The sequence below is a fragment of the Vreelandella maris genome (genome assembly GCF_013371085.1).
GTDB classification, from domain to species: domain Bacteria; phylum Pseudomonadota; class Gammaproteobacteria; order Pseudomonadales; family Halomonadaceae; genus Vreelandella; species Vreelandella maris.
In genome coordinates, this window is the sequence record NZ_JABWCV010000007.1 from 107,556 (window position 1) to 124,856 (window position 17,301).

At 55.1% G+C, this 17,301-nt stretch carries 18 protein-coding genes; 16 read left to right on the top strand and 2 right to left on the bottom strand.

The window, feature by feature from the left end:
* Positions 1-367 precede the first annotated feature (367 nt).
* From HUO07_RS08065 to HUO07_RS08130, 14 genes are all read left to right on the top strand, one after another.
* Positions 368-1,117 carry an electron transfer flavoprotein subunit beta/FixA family protein gene (locus tag HUO07_RS08065; protein WP_176303138.1) on the top strand — a complete coding sequence of 250 codons (750 nt, stop codon included), beginning with the start codon at positions 368-370 and terminating at the stop codon, positions 1,115-1,117.
* A 56-nt stretch (positions 1,118-1,173) separates the two neighbouring features.
* On the top strand, positions 1,174-2,100 hold the full coding sequence (locus HUO07_RS08070) for an electron transfer flavoprotein subunit alpha/FixB family protein (RefSeq protein ID WP_176303139.1): 927 nt from the start codon (positions 1,174-1,176) through the stop codon (positions 2,098-2,100).
* Between the two features lie 201 nt (positions 2,101-2,301).
* The gene (locus HUO07_RS08075; protein ID WP_176303140.1) at positions 2,302-2,913 is read left to right on the top strand and encodes a superoxide dismutase; all 612 of its coding nucleotides are present in this window, start codon (positions 2,302-2,304) and stop codon (positions 2,911-2,913) included.
* A 251-nt stretch (positions 2,914-3,164) separates the two neighbouring features.
* On the top strand, positions 3,165-3,386 hold the full coding sequence (nrdH, locus tag HUO07_RS08080) for a glutaredoxin-like protein NrdH (protein WP_008956787.1): 222 nt from the start codon (positions 3,165-3,167) through the stop codon (positions 3,384-3,386).
* Positions 3,387-3,395: 9 nt separating this feature from the next.
* Positions 3,396-3,830 (top strand): class Ib ribonucleoside-diphosphate reductase assembly flavoprotein NrdI, encoded by a 435-nt coding sequence (nrdI, locus tag HUO07_RS08085; RefSeq protein WP_083832196.1) that lies wholly within the window; start codon positions 3,396-3,398, stop codon positions 3,828-3,830.
* The gene (gene nrdE, locus HUO07_RS08090; protein WP_246286602.1) at positions 3,812-5,992 is read left to right on the top strand and encodes a class 1b ribonucleoside-diphosphate reductase subunit alpha; all 2,181 of its coding nucleotides are present in this window, start codon (positions 3,812-3,814) and stop codon (positions 5,990-5,992) included. Before nrdI ends, nrdE begins: the two co-directional genes overlap by 19 nt.
* Positions 5,993-6,072: 80 nt before the next feature.
* The gene (nrdF, locus tag HUO07_RS08095; RefSeq protein WP_008956784.1) at positions 6,073-7,044 is read left to right on the top strand and encodes a class 1b ribonucleoside-diphosphate reductase subunit beta; all 972 of its coding nucleotides are present in this window, start codon (positions 6,073-6,075) and stop codon (positions 7,042-7,044) included.
* 47 nt (positions 7,045-7,091) lie between these two features.
* Positions 7,092-7,496 (top strand): NUDIX hydrolase, encoded by a 405-nt coding sequence (locus tag HUO07_RS08100; RefSeq protein ID WP_176303141.1) that lies wholly within the window; start codon positions 7,092-7,094, stop codon positions 7,494-7,496.
* 208 nt (positions 7,497-7,704) lie between these two features.
* The gene (locus HUO07_RS08105) at positions 7,705-8,487 is read left to right on the top strand and encodes a DUF3450 family protein (protein WP_176303142.1); all 783 of its coding nucleotides are present in this window, start codon (positions 7,705-7,707) and stop codon (positions 8,485-8,487) included.
* On the top strand, positions 8,484-9,830 hold the full coding sequence (locus tag HUO07_RS08110; RefSeq protein WP_176303143.1) for a MotA/TolQ/ExbB proton channel family protein: 1,347 nt from the start codon (positions 8,484-8,486) through the stop codon (positions 9,828-9,830). Before HUO07_RS08105 ends, HUO07_RS08110 begins: the two co-directional genes overlap by 4 nt.
* A gap of 1 nt (position 9,831) precedes the next feature.
* On the top strand, positions 9,832-10,374 hold the full coding sequence (locus HUO07_RS08115; protein ID WP_101146176.1) for a MotA/TolQ/ExbB proton channel family protein: 543 nt from the start codon (positions 9,832-9,834) through the stop codon (positions 10,372-10,374).
* Positions 10,367-10,774, top strand: coding sequence for an ExbD/TolR family protein (locus HUO07_RS08120; RefSeq protein ID WP_101146175.1), 408 nt, complete (start codon positions 10,367-10,369; stop codon positions 10,772-10,774). The genes HUO07_RS08115 and HUO07_RS08120 overlap by 8 nt, the downstream gene beginning before the upstream one ends.
* A complete protein-coding gene (locus HUO07_RS08125) occupies positions 10,771-11,547 on the top strand; it encodes an energy transducer TonB (protein WP_176303144.1) in 777 nt (258 codons plus the stop codon). The genes HUO07_RS08120 and HUO07_RS08125 overlap by 4 nt, the downstream gene beginning before the upstream one ends.
* Before the next feature lie 4 nt (positions 11,548-11,551).
* Positions 11,552-12,613, top strand: coding sequence for a tetratricopeptide repeat protein (locus HUO07_RS08130; RefSeq protein ID WP_176303145.1), 1,062 nt, complete (start codon positions 11,552-11,554; stop codon positions 12,611-12,613).
* Positions 12,614-12,629: 16 nt separating this feature from the next.
* Here the strand turns inward: HUO07_RS08130 and xthA are convergent, their stop codons facing one another.
* A complete protein-coding gene (gene xthA, locus HUO07_RS08135; protein ID WP_176303146.1) occupies positions 12,630-13,457 on the bottom strand; it encodes an exodeoxyribonuclease III in 828 nt (275 codons plus the stop codon).
* Positions 13,457-13,711: a hypothetical protein gene (locus tag HUO07_RS08140; protein WP_101146171.1), complete on the bottom strand. Its 255-nt coding sequence runs from the start codon at positions 13,709-13,711 to the stop codon at positions 13,457-13,459. Before HUO07_RS08140 ends, xthA begins: the two co-directional genes overlap by 1 nt.
* A 144-nt stretch (positions 13,712-13,855) precedes the next feature.
* Here HUO07_RS08140 and rhlB point away from each other — a divergent pair, with 144 nt between their 5' ends.
* Both rhlB and dinG read left to right on the top strand, forming a co-directional pair.
* Positions 13,856-15,130, top strand: coding sequence for an ATP-dependent RNA helicase RhlB (gene rhlB / locus HUO07_RS08145; protein ID WP_246286603.1), 1,275 nt, complete (start codon positions 13,856-13,858; stop codon positions 15,128-15,130).
* A 5-nt stretch (positions 15,131-15,135) separates the two neighbouring features.
* Positions 15,136-17,265, top strand: coding sequence for an ATP-dependent DNA helicase DinG (dinG, locus tag HUO07_RS08150; RefSeq protein WP_176303203.1), 2,130 nt, complete (start codon positions 15,136-15,138; stop codon positions 17,263-17,265).
* The last annotated feature ends 36 nt before the right edge of the window (positions 17,266-17,301 follow it).

Consider the following 17,301-nt stretch of genomic DNA (forward strand, 5'->3'; position numbering starts at 1 on the left):
TTTGCTTCTGGTTATGCCCCATGATAGGCATAATACCTGTGTCAGGTCACGCCTACGATGGTGCAAACCGCATTTCTTGGCTGTATGTGTTGCTAGCGATAGATCAATGCTAAGACCAAGGCAGTAGCTAGCAAGTATTGTCACTAACTGGCAGGCTATGGCAAATTGATAGGGTTTTTCAATCAGGTACCTATCAAACGCTTGAATGAATTTGACGGCACTGCCATTTTGGGCAGTGCCCAAGCAAGACGTTTTGCTCATAACGTATGCAGTAATTCTATTATTAGTCGCTATTTAATAAGGGGTACTCGCGAAGCGGGTGCCTTCCCAGGTTAACGGCTTTTATTACAAGCCAAGCGAGGAACCTATGAAAGTACTCGTCGCGGTGAAACGCGTCATCGACTACAACGTCAAAATCCGCGTGAAAGCGGACCACTCCGATGTGGACTTGACCAACGTCAAAATGGCCATGAACCCTTTCTGCGAAATTGCTGTGGAAGAAGCCGTGCGCCTGAAAGAGAAGGGCGTGGCGACCGAAGTCGTCGCCGTCACGGTCGGCCCTAAAGCCGCCCAAGAGCAGCTGCGCACCGCGCTGGCGCTGGGCGCAGACCGCGCTATCCATATTGAAACCGATGAGCGCGCTGAATCGCTGGCGGTGGCCAAACTGCTGGCCAAAGTGGTGGACGAAGAGCAGCCCGGCCTAGTGATTCTTGGCAAGCAGGCCATCGACACCGACAACAACCAGACCGGTCAGATGCTCGCCGCGCTGACCAATCTGCCACAAGGCACGTTCGCCTCGGAAGTGGCGGTGGACGGGGAGAAGGTTAACGTTACCCGTGAAATCGACGGCGGCCTGCAAACCGTGGCGCTTACGCTGCCCGCGATCGTCACCACCGACCTGCGCCTGAACGAGCCGCGCTACGCCAAGCTGCCGGACATCATGAAGGCCAAGAAAAAGCCGCTGGATGTCAAAACTCCTGCTGACTATGGCGTGGAAGTGGCCTCTAAGGTGAGCCTGCTCAAGGTGGAATCTCCCGCCGAACGCAAAGGTGGTGTCAAAGTGGCCTCGGTCGATGAGCTGATCGACAAACTGAAAAACGAAGCCAAAGTTCTTTAAGGTCGGTTCTTGACTCTCCGTACTTTGAGATAAACGCTTTGAAAGGAGCTGATGCTATGAGCATTTTGGTACTTGCCGACCTGCATGAAGGCCAACTGGCCGGCGCCACCGCCCACGTCGTGGCGGCCGCCCAGGCCATTGGTGGCGATATTGATATTTTGATCGCTGGTGAAGGCGTCCAAGCGGCAGCAGACGCCGCTGCAAAACTCGACGGCGTCAACAAAGTCCGCGTCGCCGATAACGCCGTGTACGCCCACCAGCTTGCCGAGCCCATGGGCGCGCTGCTGGTAGAACTGTCCGATGGCTACAGCCACGTACTGGCCAGCGCTTCTACCACCGGCAAGAACGTCCTGCCGCGCCTGGCCGCGCTAAAAGACGTCAGCCAGCTATCGGATGTGCTGGGTGTCGAGAGTGCCGATACCTTCCTGCGTCCGATTTACGCCGGTAACGCCATTGCAACGGTGAAAAGCGATGATGCGCTGAAAGTGATCACCATTCGTACCACCGGCTTTGATGCCGTCGGTGAAAGCGGCAGCGCCACGATTGAAGCGGTGGATTTTGTCGCCGAAAACAGCCAATCCAGCTTCGTCAAAGAAGAGCTGGCCCAGAGCGACCGTCCAGAACTAGGCGGCGCCAAGGTGGTGATCTCCGGTGGCCGCGGCATGGGCAACGGCGAGAACTTCAAGCTGCTGGACGGCATTGCCGACAAGCTGGGCGCTGCTATCGGCGCCTCCCGTGCCGCGGTAGACGCCGGTTTCGTACCCAACGACATGCAGGTGGGTCAGACCGGCAAGATTGTCGCGCCGGATCTGTACATTGCCGTGGGTATCAGCGGCGCTATTCAGCACTTAGCGGGCATGAAGGACTCCAAAGTCATCGTCGCTATCAACAAGGACGACGAAGCGCCGATCTTCCAGGTGGCCGACTACGGCTTGGTGGGGGATCTGTTCGAGATCCTGCCAGAGCTGGAGAGCAAGCTGTAAGCATTTGAATGATCTATAAACATTGAGCCGACTTCGCCAGAAGTCGGCTTTTTTGTGATGGGTACATTAGGTAAACTGCCAATAGTTGACTAAAGTACTGGGGCAAAGGGTAAGAAAAACCACCCCGGTGGTTGAAAAAGCTGCGGACTGACCGCACATAGGTAAATGAACGCAACGAAAGCCACTCAAGGAGATGATGATATGGCACATACACTACCCGAACTGCCGTACGCATATGACGCTCTTGAACCGCACATTGATGCAATGACGATGGAAATTCACCATTCTCGTCACCATCAAACCTACATCAACAACCTGAACGCCGCGCTGGAAGGCACAGGTCTTGAAGATGTACCTGTTGAAGAACTCATCGCTAATCTGGATCGTGTTCCGGAAGCCAAGCGTCAAGCCGTTATCAATAACGGCGGTGGTCACGCCAATCACTCTATGTTCTGGCAGATGATGTCGCCCAACGGCGGTGGTAATGCTCAAGGTGATGTTGCAAAAGCAATTGATGCCGAGCTCGGCGGCCTTGAAGCTTTTAAAGAAGAATTCAAAAAAGCGGCCGTTGGTCGTTTTGGTAGCGGTTGGGCATGGCTCTCCGTTACACCTGAGAAAAAGCTGGTCGTCGAAAATACCCTGAACCAAGACAGCCCGCTGATGCACGGTAATACGCCGCTACTCGGTTTGGATGTTTGGGAACATGCGTACTACCTGAAGTATCAAAACAAGCGTCCTGACTATATTGCTGCGTTCTTCAACGTGGTCAATTGGGAAGACGTTGAGCGTCGTTACCAAGCAGCGATTGGCTAATACGGCTATGACCCGCTAATGGCGCCAGTTCTGGCGCTGTGAAAAAACCGCCCGCTTTTTTAGTGGGCGGTTTTTTTATTGTCTGGGATAGGCTTGGGCATTAGCTGTCAATATCCTGTGGGTAAAAAATACCACATATGCTTGAATTGATTTTCCAATGGTCTATATATAGTATGCGTTGTGTCTTTTAGTCAGGGCGGGCACTAGATGTGCTCTACCCGAAAAATGCCGCTATGAAAAGGGGATTACCCATGGAAATTCAGATTTATAGCAAGCCAGCTTGTGTTCAATGCACCGCTACTTACCGCGCGCTAGACAAGCAAGGGCTCGATTATACTGTCATCGATATCACCGCAGAGTCCGGTGCCCAAGAAGAAGTTGAGGCGCTGGGTTATCGCCAGCTTCCCGTCGTAGTAGTTGGTGAAGATCACTGGTCGGGTTTCCGTCCGGATCGCATTCAAGCCCTGGCGTAAGCCGACAACATGCTGGCAAGTTGCTCACACACACCTATGGCCGGCAATTTGGTGTACTTCTCTACTAAATCAGGTAACACCCATCGTTTTGTAGAAAAGCTTGGTTTTGTCGCCACGCGGCTACCGCTAAATCGAGATGAACCTGCGCTACGAGTTTCCCAGCCTTATATTTTAGTTACCCCTACGTATGGTGGGGGAAGTTCACAGGGGGCCGTACCCAAGCAGGTCATTCATTTTCTCAACGACACGCATAACCGGAACCTCCTGCGGGGAGTCATTGCTGCGGGAAACACCAATTTTGGCGAAGCATATGGTCTTGCTGGCCGCATCATTGCGAAAAAATGCCACGTACCGCTGCTGTATCGATTTGAATTATTTGGCACTGACGATGACGTGGTCAACGTGCGCAAAGGAGTAGAAGAGTTTTGGAAACGACTAACGTAACTACCCAGAATGTGTCAGAAACAAAACGGCCTGCGGCGGCTCCTGAGGCGCGCACGCTGGATTATCACGCCCTGAATGCCATGCTCAATCTATACGGGGCCAACGGCGAATTACAGCTGGATAAAGATCGCGAAGCGGCTCGCCAGTACTTTTTGCAACACGTTAACCAGAACACAGTGTTTTTCCACTCGTTAGAGGAAAAGCTCGATTACTTAGTAGAAGAGCAGTACTACGAAGCAGAAATGCTGGGCCAGTACAGCTTTGCCTTTATCAAAGCGCTGTTCGAGCAGGCCTATGCGTATAAATTTCGCTTCCCAAGTTTTTTGGGCGCTTTCAAGTACTACACCAGCTATACGCTGAAGACATTTGACGGTAAGCGCTATTTAGAACGCTATGAAGACCGTGTCTGCATGGTCGCGCTGACCTTGGCGCGGGGCGATGAAACGCTGGCCAAATCACTGGTCGATGAAATCATCTCCGGCCGTTTTCAGCCCGCGACACCCACCTTCTTGAACTGTGGCAAACAGCAGCGCGGCGAACTGGTGTCGTGCTTCCTGCTACGCATCGAAGACAATATGGAGTCGATCGGTCGCTCCATTAACTCGGCGCTGCAGCTTTCCAAGCGGGGCGGTGGCGTTGCCTTCCTGCTCTCCAATATTCGTGAGTCTGGTGCGCCCATCAAGCGCATTGAGAACCAGTCATCGGGTATTATCCCGATCATGAAGCTGCTGGAAGACGCGTTCTCCTACGCGAACCAACTGGGCGCACGCCAGGGGGCGGGGGCGGTTTATTTAAATGCTCACCACCCGGATATTCTGCGCTTTTTGGATACCAAGCGGGAAAACGCCGACGAGAAAATTCGTATCAAAACGCTCTCATTGGGCGTGACGATTCCGGATATTACCTTTGAACTCGCCAAGCGTAACGACGACATGTATCTGTTCTCGCCTTACGATGTCGAGCGGGTTTACGGTGTTCCGTTTGGTGATATCAGCGTTACCGAGAAATACCAGGAAATGGTCGCAGATGCGCGGATTCGCAAGCACAAGATCAATGCACGCGCCTTCTTCCAAACGTTGGCAGAGCTGCAGTTTGAGTCGGGTTACCCGTATATCATGTTTGAAGATACGGTAAACCGCGCTAACCCGATTGCTGGCCGTATCAATATGAGCAACCTGTGCTCGGAAATCCTCCAGGTCAACACACCGACTGAGTATGACGATGACCTCGGTTATCGCCATATCGGCCAGGATATCTCCTGTAACCTGGGCTCGATGAACATTGCTAAGGTGATGGATGCAGGAGATATCGGTACCAGCGTTGAAATTGCCATCCGCGGTCTTACCGCCGTATCAGAGATGAGCAACCTGCGCAGCGTGCCCTCCATTGCCGAAGGTAATGCTCAGTCGCGGGCGATTGGCTTGGGCCAGATGAACCTACACGGCTACTTGGCGCGGGAGCATATCTACTACGGTTCTGACGAGGGCTTGGATTTTACCAATCTCTACTTCTACTGCGTGGCCTTTCATGCGATCCGTGCGTCGAACCGCTTAGCGATTGAGCACAACGAGTCGTTTGCGGGCTTTGCCGATTCTACCTACGCCTCGGGAACCTTCTTCGATAAGTACACTGACCAGGCGTGGCTGCCCCGTACCGACAAAGTACGTGAGCTGTTCGAGCGTAGCGGTATTGCGTTGCCGACCCAAGATGATTGGCAGGAACTGAAAGCGTCGGTCATGGCCCACGGTTTGTATAACCGTAACCTGCAGGCAGTACCGCCGACGGGGTCGATCTCCTATATCAATAACTCCACCTCCAGTATTCACCCGGTGGCGGCGAGAATCGAGATTCGTAAAGAGGGCAAGCTAGGCCGTGTTTATTACCCGGCGCCGTTCCTGGATGAAGCCAATTTTGACTATTTCCAGGACGCTTATGAAATCGGCCCGGAAAAAATTATCGATACCTACGCGGAAGCCTCGCAGCACGTCGACCAAGGGCTATCGCTAACGCTGTTCTTCCCGGATACCGCTAGCACGCGCGATATCAATAAAGCGCAGATTTACGCCTGGAAAAAAGGCATCAAAACGCTTTACTACATTCGCCTGCGTCAAAGTGCTTTGGAAGGCACCGAGGTAGAAGGCTGCGTTTCTTGCACGCTGTAATCAGCAAGCGCTTTGTAACTGTTATTGAATGCCCGGTGTTGATCGCCGGGCATTGAACGCTACGTTTTGAGAGCAATGCCATGAACACCATGCAACGTTTATCGCGAGTTGATGCGATTAACTGGAATCGACTCCAGGATGATAAAGACCTGGAAGTGTGGAACCGTCTGACCAGTAATTTTTGGCTACCCGAAAAGGTGCCCTTGTCTAATGATATTCAGTCCTGGAACACTCTGACTGAAAAAGAAAAGCAGCTGACGATCCGCGTATTCACCGGCCTCACACTGCTGGACACCATCCAAAGCAGCGTGGGTGCACCGGTATTAATGGAGGATGCCCGCACTCCCCACGAAGAGGCGGTTTACACCAACATCGCCTTCATGGAATCAGTGCACGCACGCTCCTACAGCTCAATTTTCTCGACGCTCTGTACCACCCGTGATGTGGACGATGCCTTTCGCTGGAGTGAAGAGAACCCTACGCTGCAGGCGAAATCTCAGCTGATATTAGAGCGTTACCGCTCGGATGATCCACTAATGCGCAAAGTCGCCAGCGTGTTTCTTGAGTCATTTCTGTTCTACTCCGGCTTCTACCTGCCAATGTACTGGTCAAGCCATGCCAAGTTGACTAACACCGCCGACCTGATTCGCTTGATCATTCGTGACGAAGCAGTGCACGGCTACTATATTGGCTACAAGTTCCAACAGGCACTCGCGGAAGCGACGCCAGCGCGGCAGCAAGAAGTCAAAGATTACGCCTACGAGCTGCTACTGGAACTTTACGACAACGAAGTGCGCTACACCGAATCGCTGTATGACGAAGTTGGCCTAAGTGAAGACGTGAAGAAATTCCTTCACTACAACGCCAATAAAGCGCTGATGAACCTTGGCTATGAGCCACTTTTCCCCAGCAGCGTTACCGATGTGGATCCGACTATCATGGCGGCGCTTTCACCCAATGCCGACGAGAATCACGACTTCTTCTCCGGCTCCGGCTCTTCTTACGTGATCGGTAAAGCCGTCGCCACCGAAGACGACGACTGGGCGTTTTAATAGGGTTAGGTATTAATGGTTTAGGGTGGAGAACGAAGGAGAGGGGTATGACAGGGAATGTTGGTAGTGTACTGAAAATTGCCGCTGCCGTGGTGAGTGACCCAGATGGGCGCTTGCTATTGGTGCGTAAGCACAATACGTCTTTCTATATGCAGCCAGGCGGCAAAATCGATGCAGGTGAGAGCGCGCTAGAGGCGTTGTGCCGCGAGCTGCAAGAGGAGCTTGGCTTGCATGTTAGCGAGGATCAGCTGATGCCGCTCGGAATGTATTCCGTGCCAGCGGCTAATGAGCCGGGCGTGATGCTTGAAGCGCATCTGTTTGGGCTTGTTATTGACGAGCCTGTCGAGGCGGCCGCTGAAATTGCCGAAGCAAAATGGGTGACCCGTGAAGAGGCTTGGCAGCTTCCGCTAGCGCCGCTGACGAAAGAGTATGTAGCAGTAAAGCACACATAGTGATGTTTGTGATGAAAGGGCGCTGATAGGCGCCTTTTTTATGCGCGCTCGGTGAGCGATAACGCCTGATTGTTAATGATAAATATTGTCATTTATTATATTAGTGGTAGGCTAGACGCGTAAAAGTTAAACGCAAATCGTTCTAATACCTAATTAGTTTTTAGCCGGGCGGTGACAGCCGCTGGCAACTCAGTGACGGAGAGTCGACGTGCTGAACAGGCCTTTTTTTGCCTTACGTGGATGGTGGCTAGCAGGGGTGCTGGCCAGTGGCACGCTGCTGGCAAGTGAACAAGCAGTGGCTCAAGCGGCCGAAAGTGTAGAAGCCCAGCAAACCCAAGCAGCACTTCAGGCGCAAATTGATGCTGCCGATGAACAAACGCGTGAGCAACTGCAAGAGCTACGCCGCTTAGAGCGCGAAACACGCCAGTTAGACGCTGAAAATGCCTCACTGACTGGGCGCTTGGCGGAAGAAGCCGAACGCCAGCAGCGTCTGGCGACTGCCCTGAATACGCTTGAAGAGACGCGCGCAGCGCTGCCTGTGATTGAACAAAATATGTCTGTTCAGCTCAGTCAATGGATTGAACGTGACCTGCCGTTTCTGCGCGAGGAGCGGCTGGCACGGGTTGAGCGTCAGCCTGAGGAACAGGGCGAAAACACCATTGAACGCATTAATGGGCTACTCGAAGCCTGGCGCGTCGAGCTCGATTATGGCCGTGAGATGGATAGCTGGCGGGGTCGTTTAAGCCAGGATGGCCGCGAACGTGAAGTGGATTTTTTACGTGTGGGTCGTATCGGTTTTTATTATCTAACCCCTGATGGGCGTGAAGGTGGGGTATGGAATGCTGAAAGCGGTGGATGGCAGCCACTTGATGACGAATACCTGCGTGAAGTGCGCAATGGGCTGCGTATGGCGAAAGATCAGCGCGCTCCGGATTTATTAACCTTGCCGCTCTCAATCAGTGCGAATGACCAGCAGGGAGAGCAACCATGAGTCGACCAGCTCTCCGTCAACTTTTTTATGCCTGCTTGATGTTAGGGCTGGTAGCGATCAGTGGCGCATCAATGGCACAAACTGAAAGCGCAACGTCGCTGCGTGAAGCACGAGAAGCGGCTGAAGCGCGTGACCAGCAGCGTCTAATGGGCTTTTTAGACGACCAGCAAGCATTAGAGTCTGCGCTGGAGCAAGCCCGCACTGAGCACGAAGAGGCTCAGCAGCAGCACGAAGCGTTAGAGACCCAGCAGGCAGAGCAAGCCGATCAAGCCAGCGAGTTAAGCGAGCGTCAGGCGGAGCAGGGCGAGGCACTGACAGGGCTGCTGTCTAACCTTGCCCGGCATAGCTCAGAAATTCGCAATGCACTGGGTGAAGAGAGTTTGCTTTCCCTAGAAGAAGGGGCGCTGCCGCCACGTTTGGATGAAGTCGAAGTGCTCGAACGCCATCAATTGGAAGAGGTGGTGGATCGCTTGGCGGCATTAACGGCGCGTACGGGCCGCGCTGAGCGCCTTTCACTGCCTGTCGCCGATGCTAACGGCGAAGTAGCCACCCGTGAGTTGGTGCGGCTTGGAGATTTTGCAGCCTTTACCGAAAACAAGCTTTTAGAGCGCGGAGAAAATGACGGCAACCTAGTGGCATTGCCGCGTACACCTGATGCCATTGGCGGGTTACTAGCGGATTACTACCAGGGTGAAAGCCATGTCTTCGCTGTTGATCCTACTCAGGGCAGCGTGCTGGAAGCCCTGGCCCAGCAGCCCAGTCTGTGGGAGCGTTTTCAGCAAGGCGGTTATGTCGGCTATGTGGTCGTTGCATTAGGTATTTTAGGCCTGATCATTGGGTTAGGGCAGTACCTCTATTTAGTGCTCGTTAGCTTGCGTGTTAATCGACAGCGTCAGTCGCTCAGCCAGTTAAAACCTAACAACCCACTGGGACGTGTATTGCTGCGTTTTGAAGGCATGGACAAACACCAGACCCCTGAAGCGTTGGAAGCACGATTGGACGAGGCGGTACTGGCTGAGCTGCCAAAACTGGAGCGTAGCCAGCCGATGGTCAAATTGCTGGCCGCGATTGCGCCGTTGCTTGGTTTGTTGGGTACGGTCACCGGCATGATCGTAACTTTCCAGGCGATTACCGTGTTTGGCACCGGCGACCCGCAACTGATGGCGGGCGGTATTAGCCAAGCACTGGTAACCACTGTACTCGGTTTGATTACCGCCGTGCCGCTGCTGTTCGTGCAGACAGCCCTGTCGGGTCGTAGCCGCTATTTGACCCATGTGATTGAAGGGCAGGCGAGCGCGACATTAGCTGATCATCTCGAATCTCACACGCCCGCGGTGAACTGATATGTCCACTCTTCCTCTCTGGCTCGAACCCGTTGAGCGCTTAGTGGAAGCGGGTGGCGCGGTATTGGTCGTGCTGGCAGTGGTGGCTGTGCTGGTATTTGCCATGGCCATGGAGCGCTGGTGGTACTACCGAATTACCTGGCGTACCGCGCGGCGTCAGTTATTGCGCCGTTGGGCGGCGCGCAGCGACCACACCAGTTGGAGCGCCCGTACGCTACGTCATGTGTGGGCGGAGGCGCTGGTCGCTAGACTGCGTAAGCCCTTGCCATGGCTGAAACTGCTGGTCGCGCTGTGCCCTTTATTGGGCTTACTAGGCACGGTGACTGGCATGATTAGCGTGTTCGATAGCCTCTCGCTAAGTGAAACCCATCAAGCGCGCGCCATGGCGGACGGTGTCGCCCGAGCGACGCTGCCGACCCTAACCGGTATGGCCATTGCCGTGGTGGGGCTTTTATTTATTAGTCGTTTAGAGCACGTCATTCGTCGTGAAGACCAGCGGCTGCAAGATCGCTTGGCGCGGGCACTGGAGGAAAGTGATGCGTAGACGCCGTTCTATAGAAGCTACTGCAGAGAGTAATGAGGTGAATCTTACCCCCATGCTCGACGTGGTATTTATCATGCTGATTTTCTTTATCGTCACTACTAGCTTTGTTAAAGAGAGTGGCGTGGAGATTGATCGCCCTGAATCCAGCGCCGCGACGCCGCGCCCAGACGCCCAGGTGCTCGTGGCAATTTCCCCAGAAGGCGCCGTATGGGTGGATGGTAGTCCGGTGGATACTCACCGGGTTGGCCAGCAGGTCGCCGATATGCTCAGTGACGATGGCTCGGTGGTTATTCAGGCGGACCGTGAATCCACCACGGGCCTGCTGATCGAGGTAATGGATCGCCTGCGTGAAGCGGGCGTTGAGCAAGTGGCGGTGGCGGCGAGTCGGAGCGGGTCATGATGCGCCACCTGCTGTCGTTATTGGGAGGCGTGGTGCTAGCGGTGGGCTTGTTCTGGCTGCTGGCGCAGCTGGTTGCGCCCCCCGAGCGGGAGCCCGAAGAGCTGACCATGAGCATGGCGATGACGATGGTTGAAGCGCCTGAGGTTGCTCCCCAGCAAGAGGCACCGCCACCGCCGCCAGTCGAAGCAGCGCCGCAACAAGCGCCGCCGCCCATGCCAGCTCCCGAACCACCGCCAGTGGCTGAAAGCACTATTAGCTTGCCGGAAGTAGAGCTGCCGGATGAGCCCGTGGAGCCCGTTGAGATGGATAGCGAGCTCCCAGAGCTAACGGAAGTGGAGCCGGAGCCTCAACCTGAGCCCGCTCCAGAACCCACGGCGGAGCCTCCGCCGCAAGAAGCGCCTACAGAGCCAGCGCCCACTCAAAGCGCTCCTTCAAGCGTGGCGGAAAGTGCACCTGCGCAGCAAGAAGCGGCACCGGCAGCTGAACCAGCCCCCTCTAACGAGCCGATTAGCGTAGGTCAGGCGACCCCCACCAGCCGGGTAAATCCAAGCTACCCTGCGCGCGCTCAGCGCCGTGGCATGGAAGGGTTTGTAGAGGTCGCCTTTATGATCCGGCGTGATGGCAGTGTGGATGCTTCTTCAATACGGATTACCAATGCGCAGCCGCGCCGTGTATTTGACGATGCTGCTAGGGACGCTATTGCGCAGTGGCAATTTGAATCAAGCGATCAGTTGCGCAATGCCACCCAGCGGATCGAGTTTCAGTTGAGGTAGCAATATGAAGCGTCTTTTAATTTTATTGCTAAGCGTCTGGTCGTTTTCAGCGCAGGCGAGTCCCGCATTGCCTGGGGATATTATTGCCGACCTCAACGCGCTGCAGAGCCAATTGCAAGAGGGGGAGCTAAGCAGCGTTGTCGAGCGTGCCACCGCCCAGGCGGAGCGGCTAGCCTCGGGTAATCAATCGGATCAATGGGCTAGTGCGCTCTATCAACAGCTGGCTGCAGGCGCCTTGGCGCGACAGGATCAGCCTGCTGCGGCAGCGGATCGGCTGGCAATTGCGCGTGGGTTAAGTGGTGTGGATGACGATCAGGCTGCCCGCTGGCTGCGTGAAGAAGCTTCACTGCGTCGTGCTGCCGGGCAGCGCGATCAGGCTATTGAGCTTCTCACTGAATGGTTAGCCAATCAGCAAGATAGTAATGCCGTTTGGCAGCTAACCCGCCTGCTGGCGCAGCAGGAGCGCTGGGAGGAAGCCGCCAACTGGCTTGAACAGGCGCTGAGTGAGACAGCCGAGTTAACTGAAGCGCAGCAGGCTTTAACGTTGGCGATTTATCGCAATGCTGGGCAAAGTGAACAGGCTCTGGGTTGGCTGTTGGATGGATTGGATTCGCAAAGCGATCTCTCTGATTGGCGCCAAGCGGCAGGTCTTGCACAACAGGCGGGGCAGCCTGGTGTGGCCGCTGGCCTGTGGGAGATGGCGTGGCAGTTAGGTAAATTAACCGAGCCGCAAGATCGCTGGCTGTTGATCCAACTCCATTTAGCAGGTGGCACGCCCGCACGAGCAGCTGAGCACCTTGAGCAGGCGCTAAATGAGGGCGATATTGTCCGCGATGAGTCAAATCTGCGTTTATTGGCGAGCGCTTGGCAGCAGGCTAAAGATGTTGAGAGAGCCCTGGATGCTTGGCAAGCCTTGGCGCAGCACACCCAAACAGCCACCGACTGGCGATCTTACGGGCAGCTAGCTTACGCCTGGGGTGAAAATGAGCAAGCGCAGCAAGCATTTGTCCGTGCTGCAGAGCTAGGCGATGAAGAAGCCGCCCAATGGCTGGCCAGCTTCAACTAGGTGTTTGTGTTAAGGGCTACGGCTTAAGCGTAAGAGCGAAGTCGCTCCAGGTGGGGGCATGATCAGAGGGGCGTTCCATGCTACGCAGATCGTAGTCGATACCCGCGCCGGTTGTCTGATCGGCTAACGCCTTGGTGACGAGAATATAATCGATGCGCAGGCCGCGCTTGGGCTCTTGGTTAAACCCTTTTGAGCGGTAATCAAACCAGCTAAAGCGGTCATCGCTTTGCGGATAGCTGAGGCGATAGCTGTCGGTAAGCCCCCACGCTTTAATGCCTTCGAGCCATTCGCGCTCAATGGGTTGAAAGCTGGTTTTGCCTTCGCGCAGCCAGCGCTTGCGGTTGGCCTCGCCGATGCCGATGTCCTGGTCTTCTGGCGATATATTAAAATCGCCCATGATGGCCAACCGCTCGTCAGGGCAGTACTGCTCGTTGAGAAGTCGCGCTAGCTGGCCATAAAAGCGCTCTTTGTTGGGAAACTTAGTGGGATGGGTGACGTTTTCGCCCTGAGGGAAATAGCCGTTCCATACCGTTACGGCTTCCCCATCTTCCGCGAGTAGGCGAACGCCGATCATACGGCACTGAGCGTCTTCTTCATCATCGGGGAAGCCATAAAACACTTCTTGAGGTGCCTGACGGCACAGTAAGGCAACCCCGTAGTGACCTTTTTGGCCGTGATAAAAGACGTGGTAACCCATGCTTTCCACGTCAGCGATCGGGAACTCGCTATTCTGCACTTTGGTTTCCTGGAGCCCAATCACGTCCGGCTGCTGAGTATCGATCAACGCCTGTAACTGGTGAAGCCGTGCTCGGATGCCATTAATGTTGAACGAAACCAAACGCATTATGAATCACTCCCCTTGGGATTGTTGGATTCACTGCCTTTGTCAGGGTGGATGGCAATATCCTGCCCACTCTGCTGGCGAGCGAGTTTTCTCACTGCCTGGAGTTTGCGCTGCTGCTGCTTTTTTGCCACAAAGCGGCGTGACGGAGCCACTTGGTCAGGGTTGTCGTGGCGCCATTTTTTATAATCTTTACGCCGGCCGGTACGAATAGTTACTTTGTCGGCCAGTGAACGAGTTTTTTTCTTACGCGTCATGTCGCGCTCCTTACGTCGATTTGACGGCTATTCTAACAGGCCTTGGGACTCCTTCGACAGCAGGACGCGCTCTTATCGCCAAGCCCTGGTACAATGCGCACGTCAAGAAGCCAACTTCCACAGCAATGGACAGATAGACAGCCTATGAGCGAGTCGGAACAGACCACAGCCCCGGCCCAGAATCGCAAGCCAAAACGCCGCCGTCGTAAACCGCGTCGTCGCCAGTCGAACTGGGATCTTCGTCAGTTTCAGGTGCCCGCCGTGGCCGGCAAGTGGCGCTTTCATGACTTTGATCTGCCGCTGCCCTTAATGCGCGCTATTCATGCCCAAGGGTTTGAGTACTGCACGCCTATTCAAGCCGAGGCCCTGCGCCAAACGCTCTTGGGTGGCGACATTGTCGGTAAAGCGCAAACGGGAACCGGTAAAACCGCGGCCTTTTTGATCTCTGTGATGGCCTACTTCCTGGAAGAGCCAACACCCAATGGTCAAAAGCCAGGTGCACCGCGTGCCTTGATTATTGCGCCCACCCGCGAGCTGGCACTGCAGATTGAAAAGGACGCAAAAGCGTTAGCACGCTTCACCCAGCTCAATGTGGCCAGTATGGTCGGCGGTATGGACTACCAGAAGCAGCGTGAAAGCCTGGGCAGCAAGATCGATATTCTGGTGGCAACACCTGGGCGCCTGTTGGATTTCCATCAGAAGCGCGATATCGACCTCAATGAAGTCGAAGTATTGGTGTTAGATGAAGCCGACCGCATGTTGTCGATGGGCTTTATCCCGGATGTGAAGCGGATTATTCGCTACACGCCGAAGAAAGAGGAGCGTCAAACCTTCCTCTTCTCGGCCACCTTTACCGACGACATCTTGAATCTCGCCAATCAGTGGACGCTTGACCCTGCCCACGTCGAGATCGAAGTGACCGTTGAGAACCAGGCGGATATCGATCAGCGTGTGTATTTGGTGTCTGATGACGACAAGCAGCGCTTGCTGGTTAATCTACTTCAGCAAGAGAGCTTTGAACGCGTCATGGTCTTTGGTAACCGTCGTGACTTGGTGCGCAAGCTTGACGACCTGCTCAAAAAAGCTGGCGTAAGTGTGGCGATGCTGTCAGGTGATGTGCCTCAGGGACAGCGTATCAAGACGTTGGAAAGCTTCCGCGAAGGCGAAATCCAGGTGCTGGTCGCGACTGACGTTGCTGGACGTGGGATTCACATTGAAGACGTCAGCCACGTTATCAATTACACCCTGCCGGAAGACCCGGAAGACTACGTACACCGTATCGGTCGTACCGGTCGAGCTGGCGCTAAGGGTGTCTCGATTAGCTTCGTTGGCGAAGAGGATGCGTTCTCACTGCCGGAAATCGAGCGCTATATCAACGACAAGCTGCCATGCGTGCATCCGCCGGAAGGTATGCTCTAAGCCGCATGCTGGATGATGCCCTCAAAAGCGAGATTCAAGACGCTTACCGTCGCGTGGTGGATACCCTTGAGCTAACACCACGCTACGGCCAGCGCATGATGATCGCCGAAATCGCCAGGACCCTCGGTAATATCGAGAGCGACAGCGAAGGTAAGCGCACAAGCGATACCCATGTGTGTGTGCTTGAAGCGGGCACCGGCACTGGAAAAACGCTGGCCTATCTAATCGCCGCCTTGCCCATCGCGAAAGCGCACGGCAAGCGGCTGATTATTTCCACGGCCACGGTCGCTCTCCAAGAGCAGGTGCTGAATCAGGACTTACCCTCGCTGGCTAGCCACAGCGGCATTCCCTTTCGCTACGCGTTAGCCAAAGGGCGTGGTCGCTATGTGTGCGTGGCACGTCTGGATCAGGCGCTCGAAGGCACTGAACCCAACCCAACGCTCTCTCTGTTTGAGCAGTCGCTGCAAACGCAAAGTAGTGACTTTACGGTCATTGCCAGCGATATGGCGCAAGCTTATGGCCAGGGCGAATGGGAAGGGGATCGTGATAATTGGCCAGAGTCGATAGACGATGCGCACTGGCGAAGACTCACAGTAGATCATCGCCAGTGTACGGGCAGGCGCTGCGGGCACTTTGGTGCCTGCGCGTTTTTCCGTTCCCGTCGTGAGCTTGAGAATGCGGATGTTATCGTCGCCAATCACGACCTTGTGCTGGCTGACTTGGCCTTGGGTGGCGGCGCTATTCTGCCCGACCCGGCGGACTGCATCTTTGTGTTCGACGAAGGCCATCACCTGCCCGAGAAGGCGCTTTCCCATTTTGCTCACCGCTTTGCAGTGCACGGCTGCTTGCGCTGGCTAAAAACGTTGAGAAGCAGTTTGACCGACCTTCACCAGGCGTTGGCTATTCAGCCAACGGTTGCGCGGCTGTTGGTCAGCTTGCCAGAGCTGATTCATAACCTGGAACCCGCACTAGGCGATGTGTTTAGCATGGGTCATCAGTTGGCGGAGCGGCCAAATGGTTTAGCTGACGAAGAGGCCACTCATCAATCGCGTTTTGAGAAGGGCCAAGTGCCCGACGCTCTGCGGGAACAGGCGCAGCAATTGTTGGTGATGTTCGCCTCGCTGTCGCGCTGCTTGGAGAGCATTAGCGACATTCTGCGTGAAAGCCTTGATCCTGATAAGCAGACCGGCCTTGATCGTGAGCAGGCAGAAACCTGGTTGCCGCTTGTTGCGTTGCTTCATGGGCGGGCGTTAGAGGCCCATGCTTTGTGGCAGGCGTTCAGCGAGCAGGATGTTGCTAATGAAGCACCCAGCGCTCGCTGGATTACCCTAAGCCGGGTAGCGGGGGAGCCGGAGGTTGAGTTTTCGGCCAGCCCCGTTTCAGCCGCGCATACCCTGGCCAAACATTTATGGGGACGCTGTCACGGGGCGGTGGTCACCTCTGCGACCCTGACGGCCCTGGGTCGCTTTGAGCGCCTGCAAGAGCGGGCAGGCTTGGCGAATCGCTACCGCTATCAGGCGCTGCCGAGCCCCTTTGATTATGCCAATGCCGTGCTGCGCGTGCCTAAAGAGGCCACTGACCCTGGTGACAGAGAAGCCCATGAGCGGGCGATTGTGACTTTTGTATCGCAGTTGGCTGATAAAGAGGCGGCGTTAGTGCTGTTCTCTTCTCGAGCTCAGTTGCGGGCGGTTGATAAAGCACTGCCAGCTAGTGTGAAAGAACGGGTGCTCGCTCAGGATGCACTGCCAAAGCGCGAGTTGATTGAGCGCCATCGGGCGGCGGTGGATAGGGGCGAGGGCAGTATCATTTTTGGCTTGGCTAGCTTTGCCGAGGGCATAGATCTTCCCGGCGACTATTTGACGCACGTGGTGATTACGCGGCTACCCTTTGCGGTACCCGATGACCCAGTGGGCGCTACATTAGCAGAATGGATAGAGAGCCAGGGTGGTAACGCGTTTATGCGCATTAGCGTGCCTGATGCGTCTATCAAGCTGGTACAGGCCTGCGGGCGCTTGATTCGTAAGGAGAGCGACCGTGGAACGATCACCTTGCTGGATAAACGGGTGATTACGCGCCGCTACGGACAAGCACTGCTGGATGCACTGCCGCCATTTCGGCGCGAAATTAGTCGCTAGCGATTATCCAGTGTACTGGGAAACAATAAAAACCCC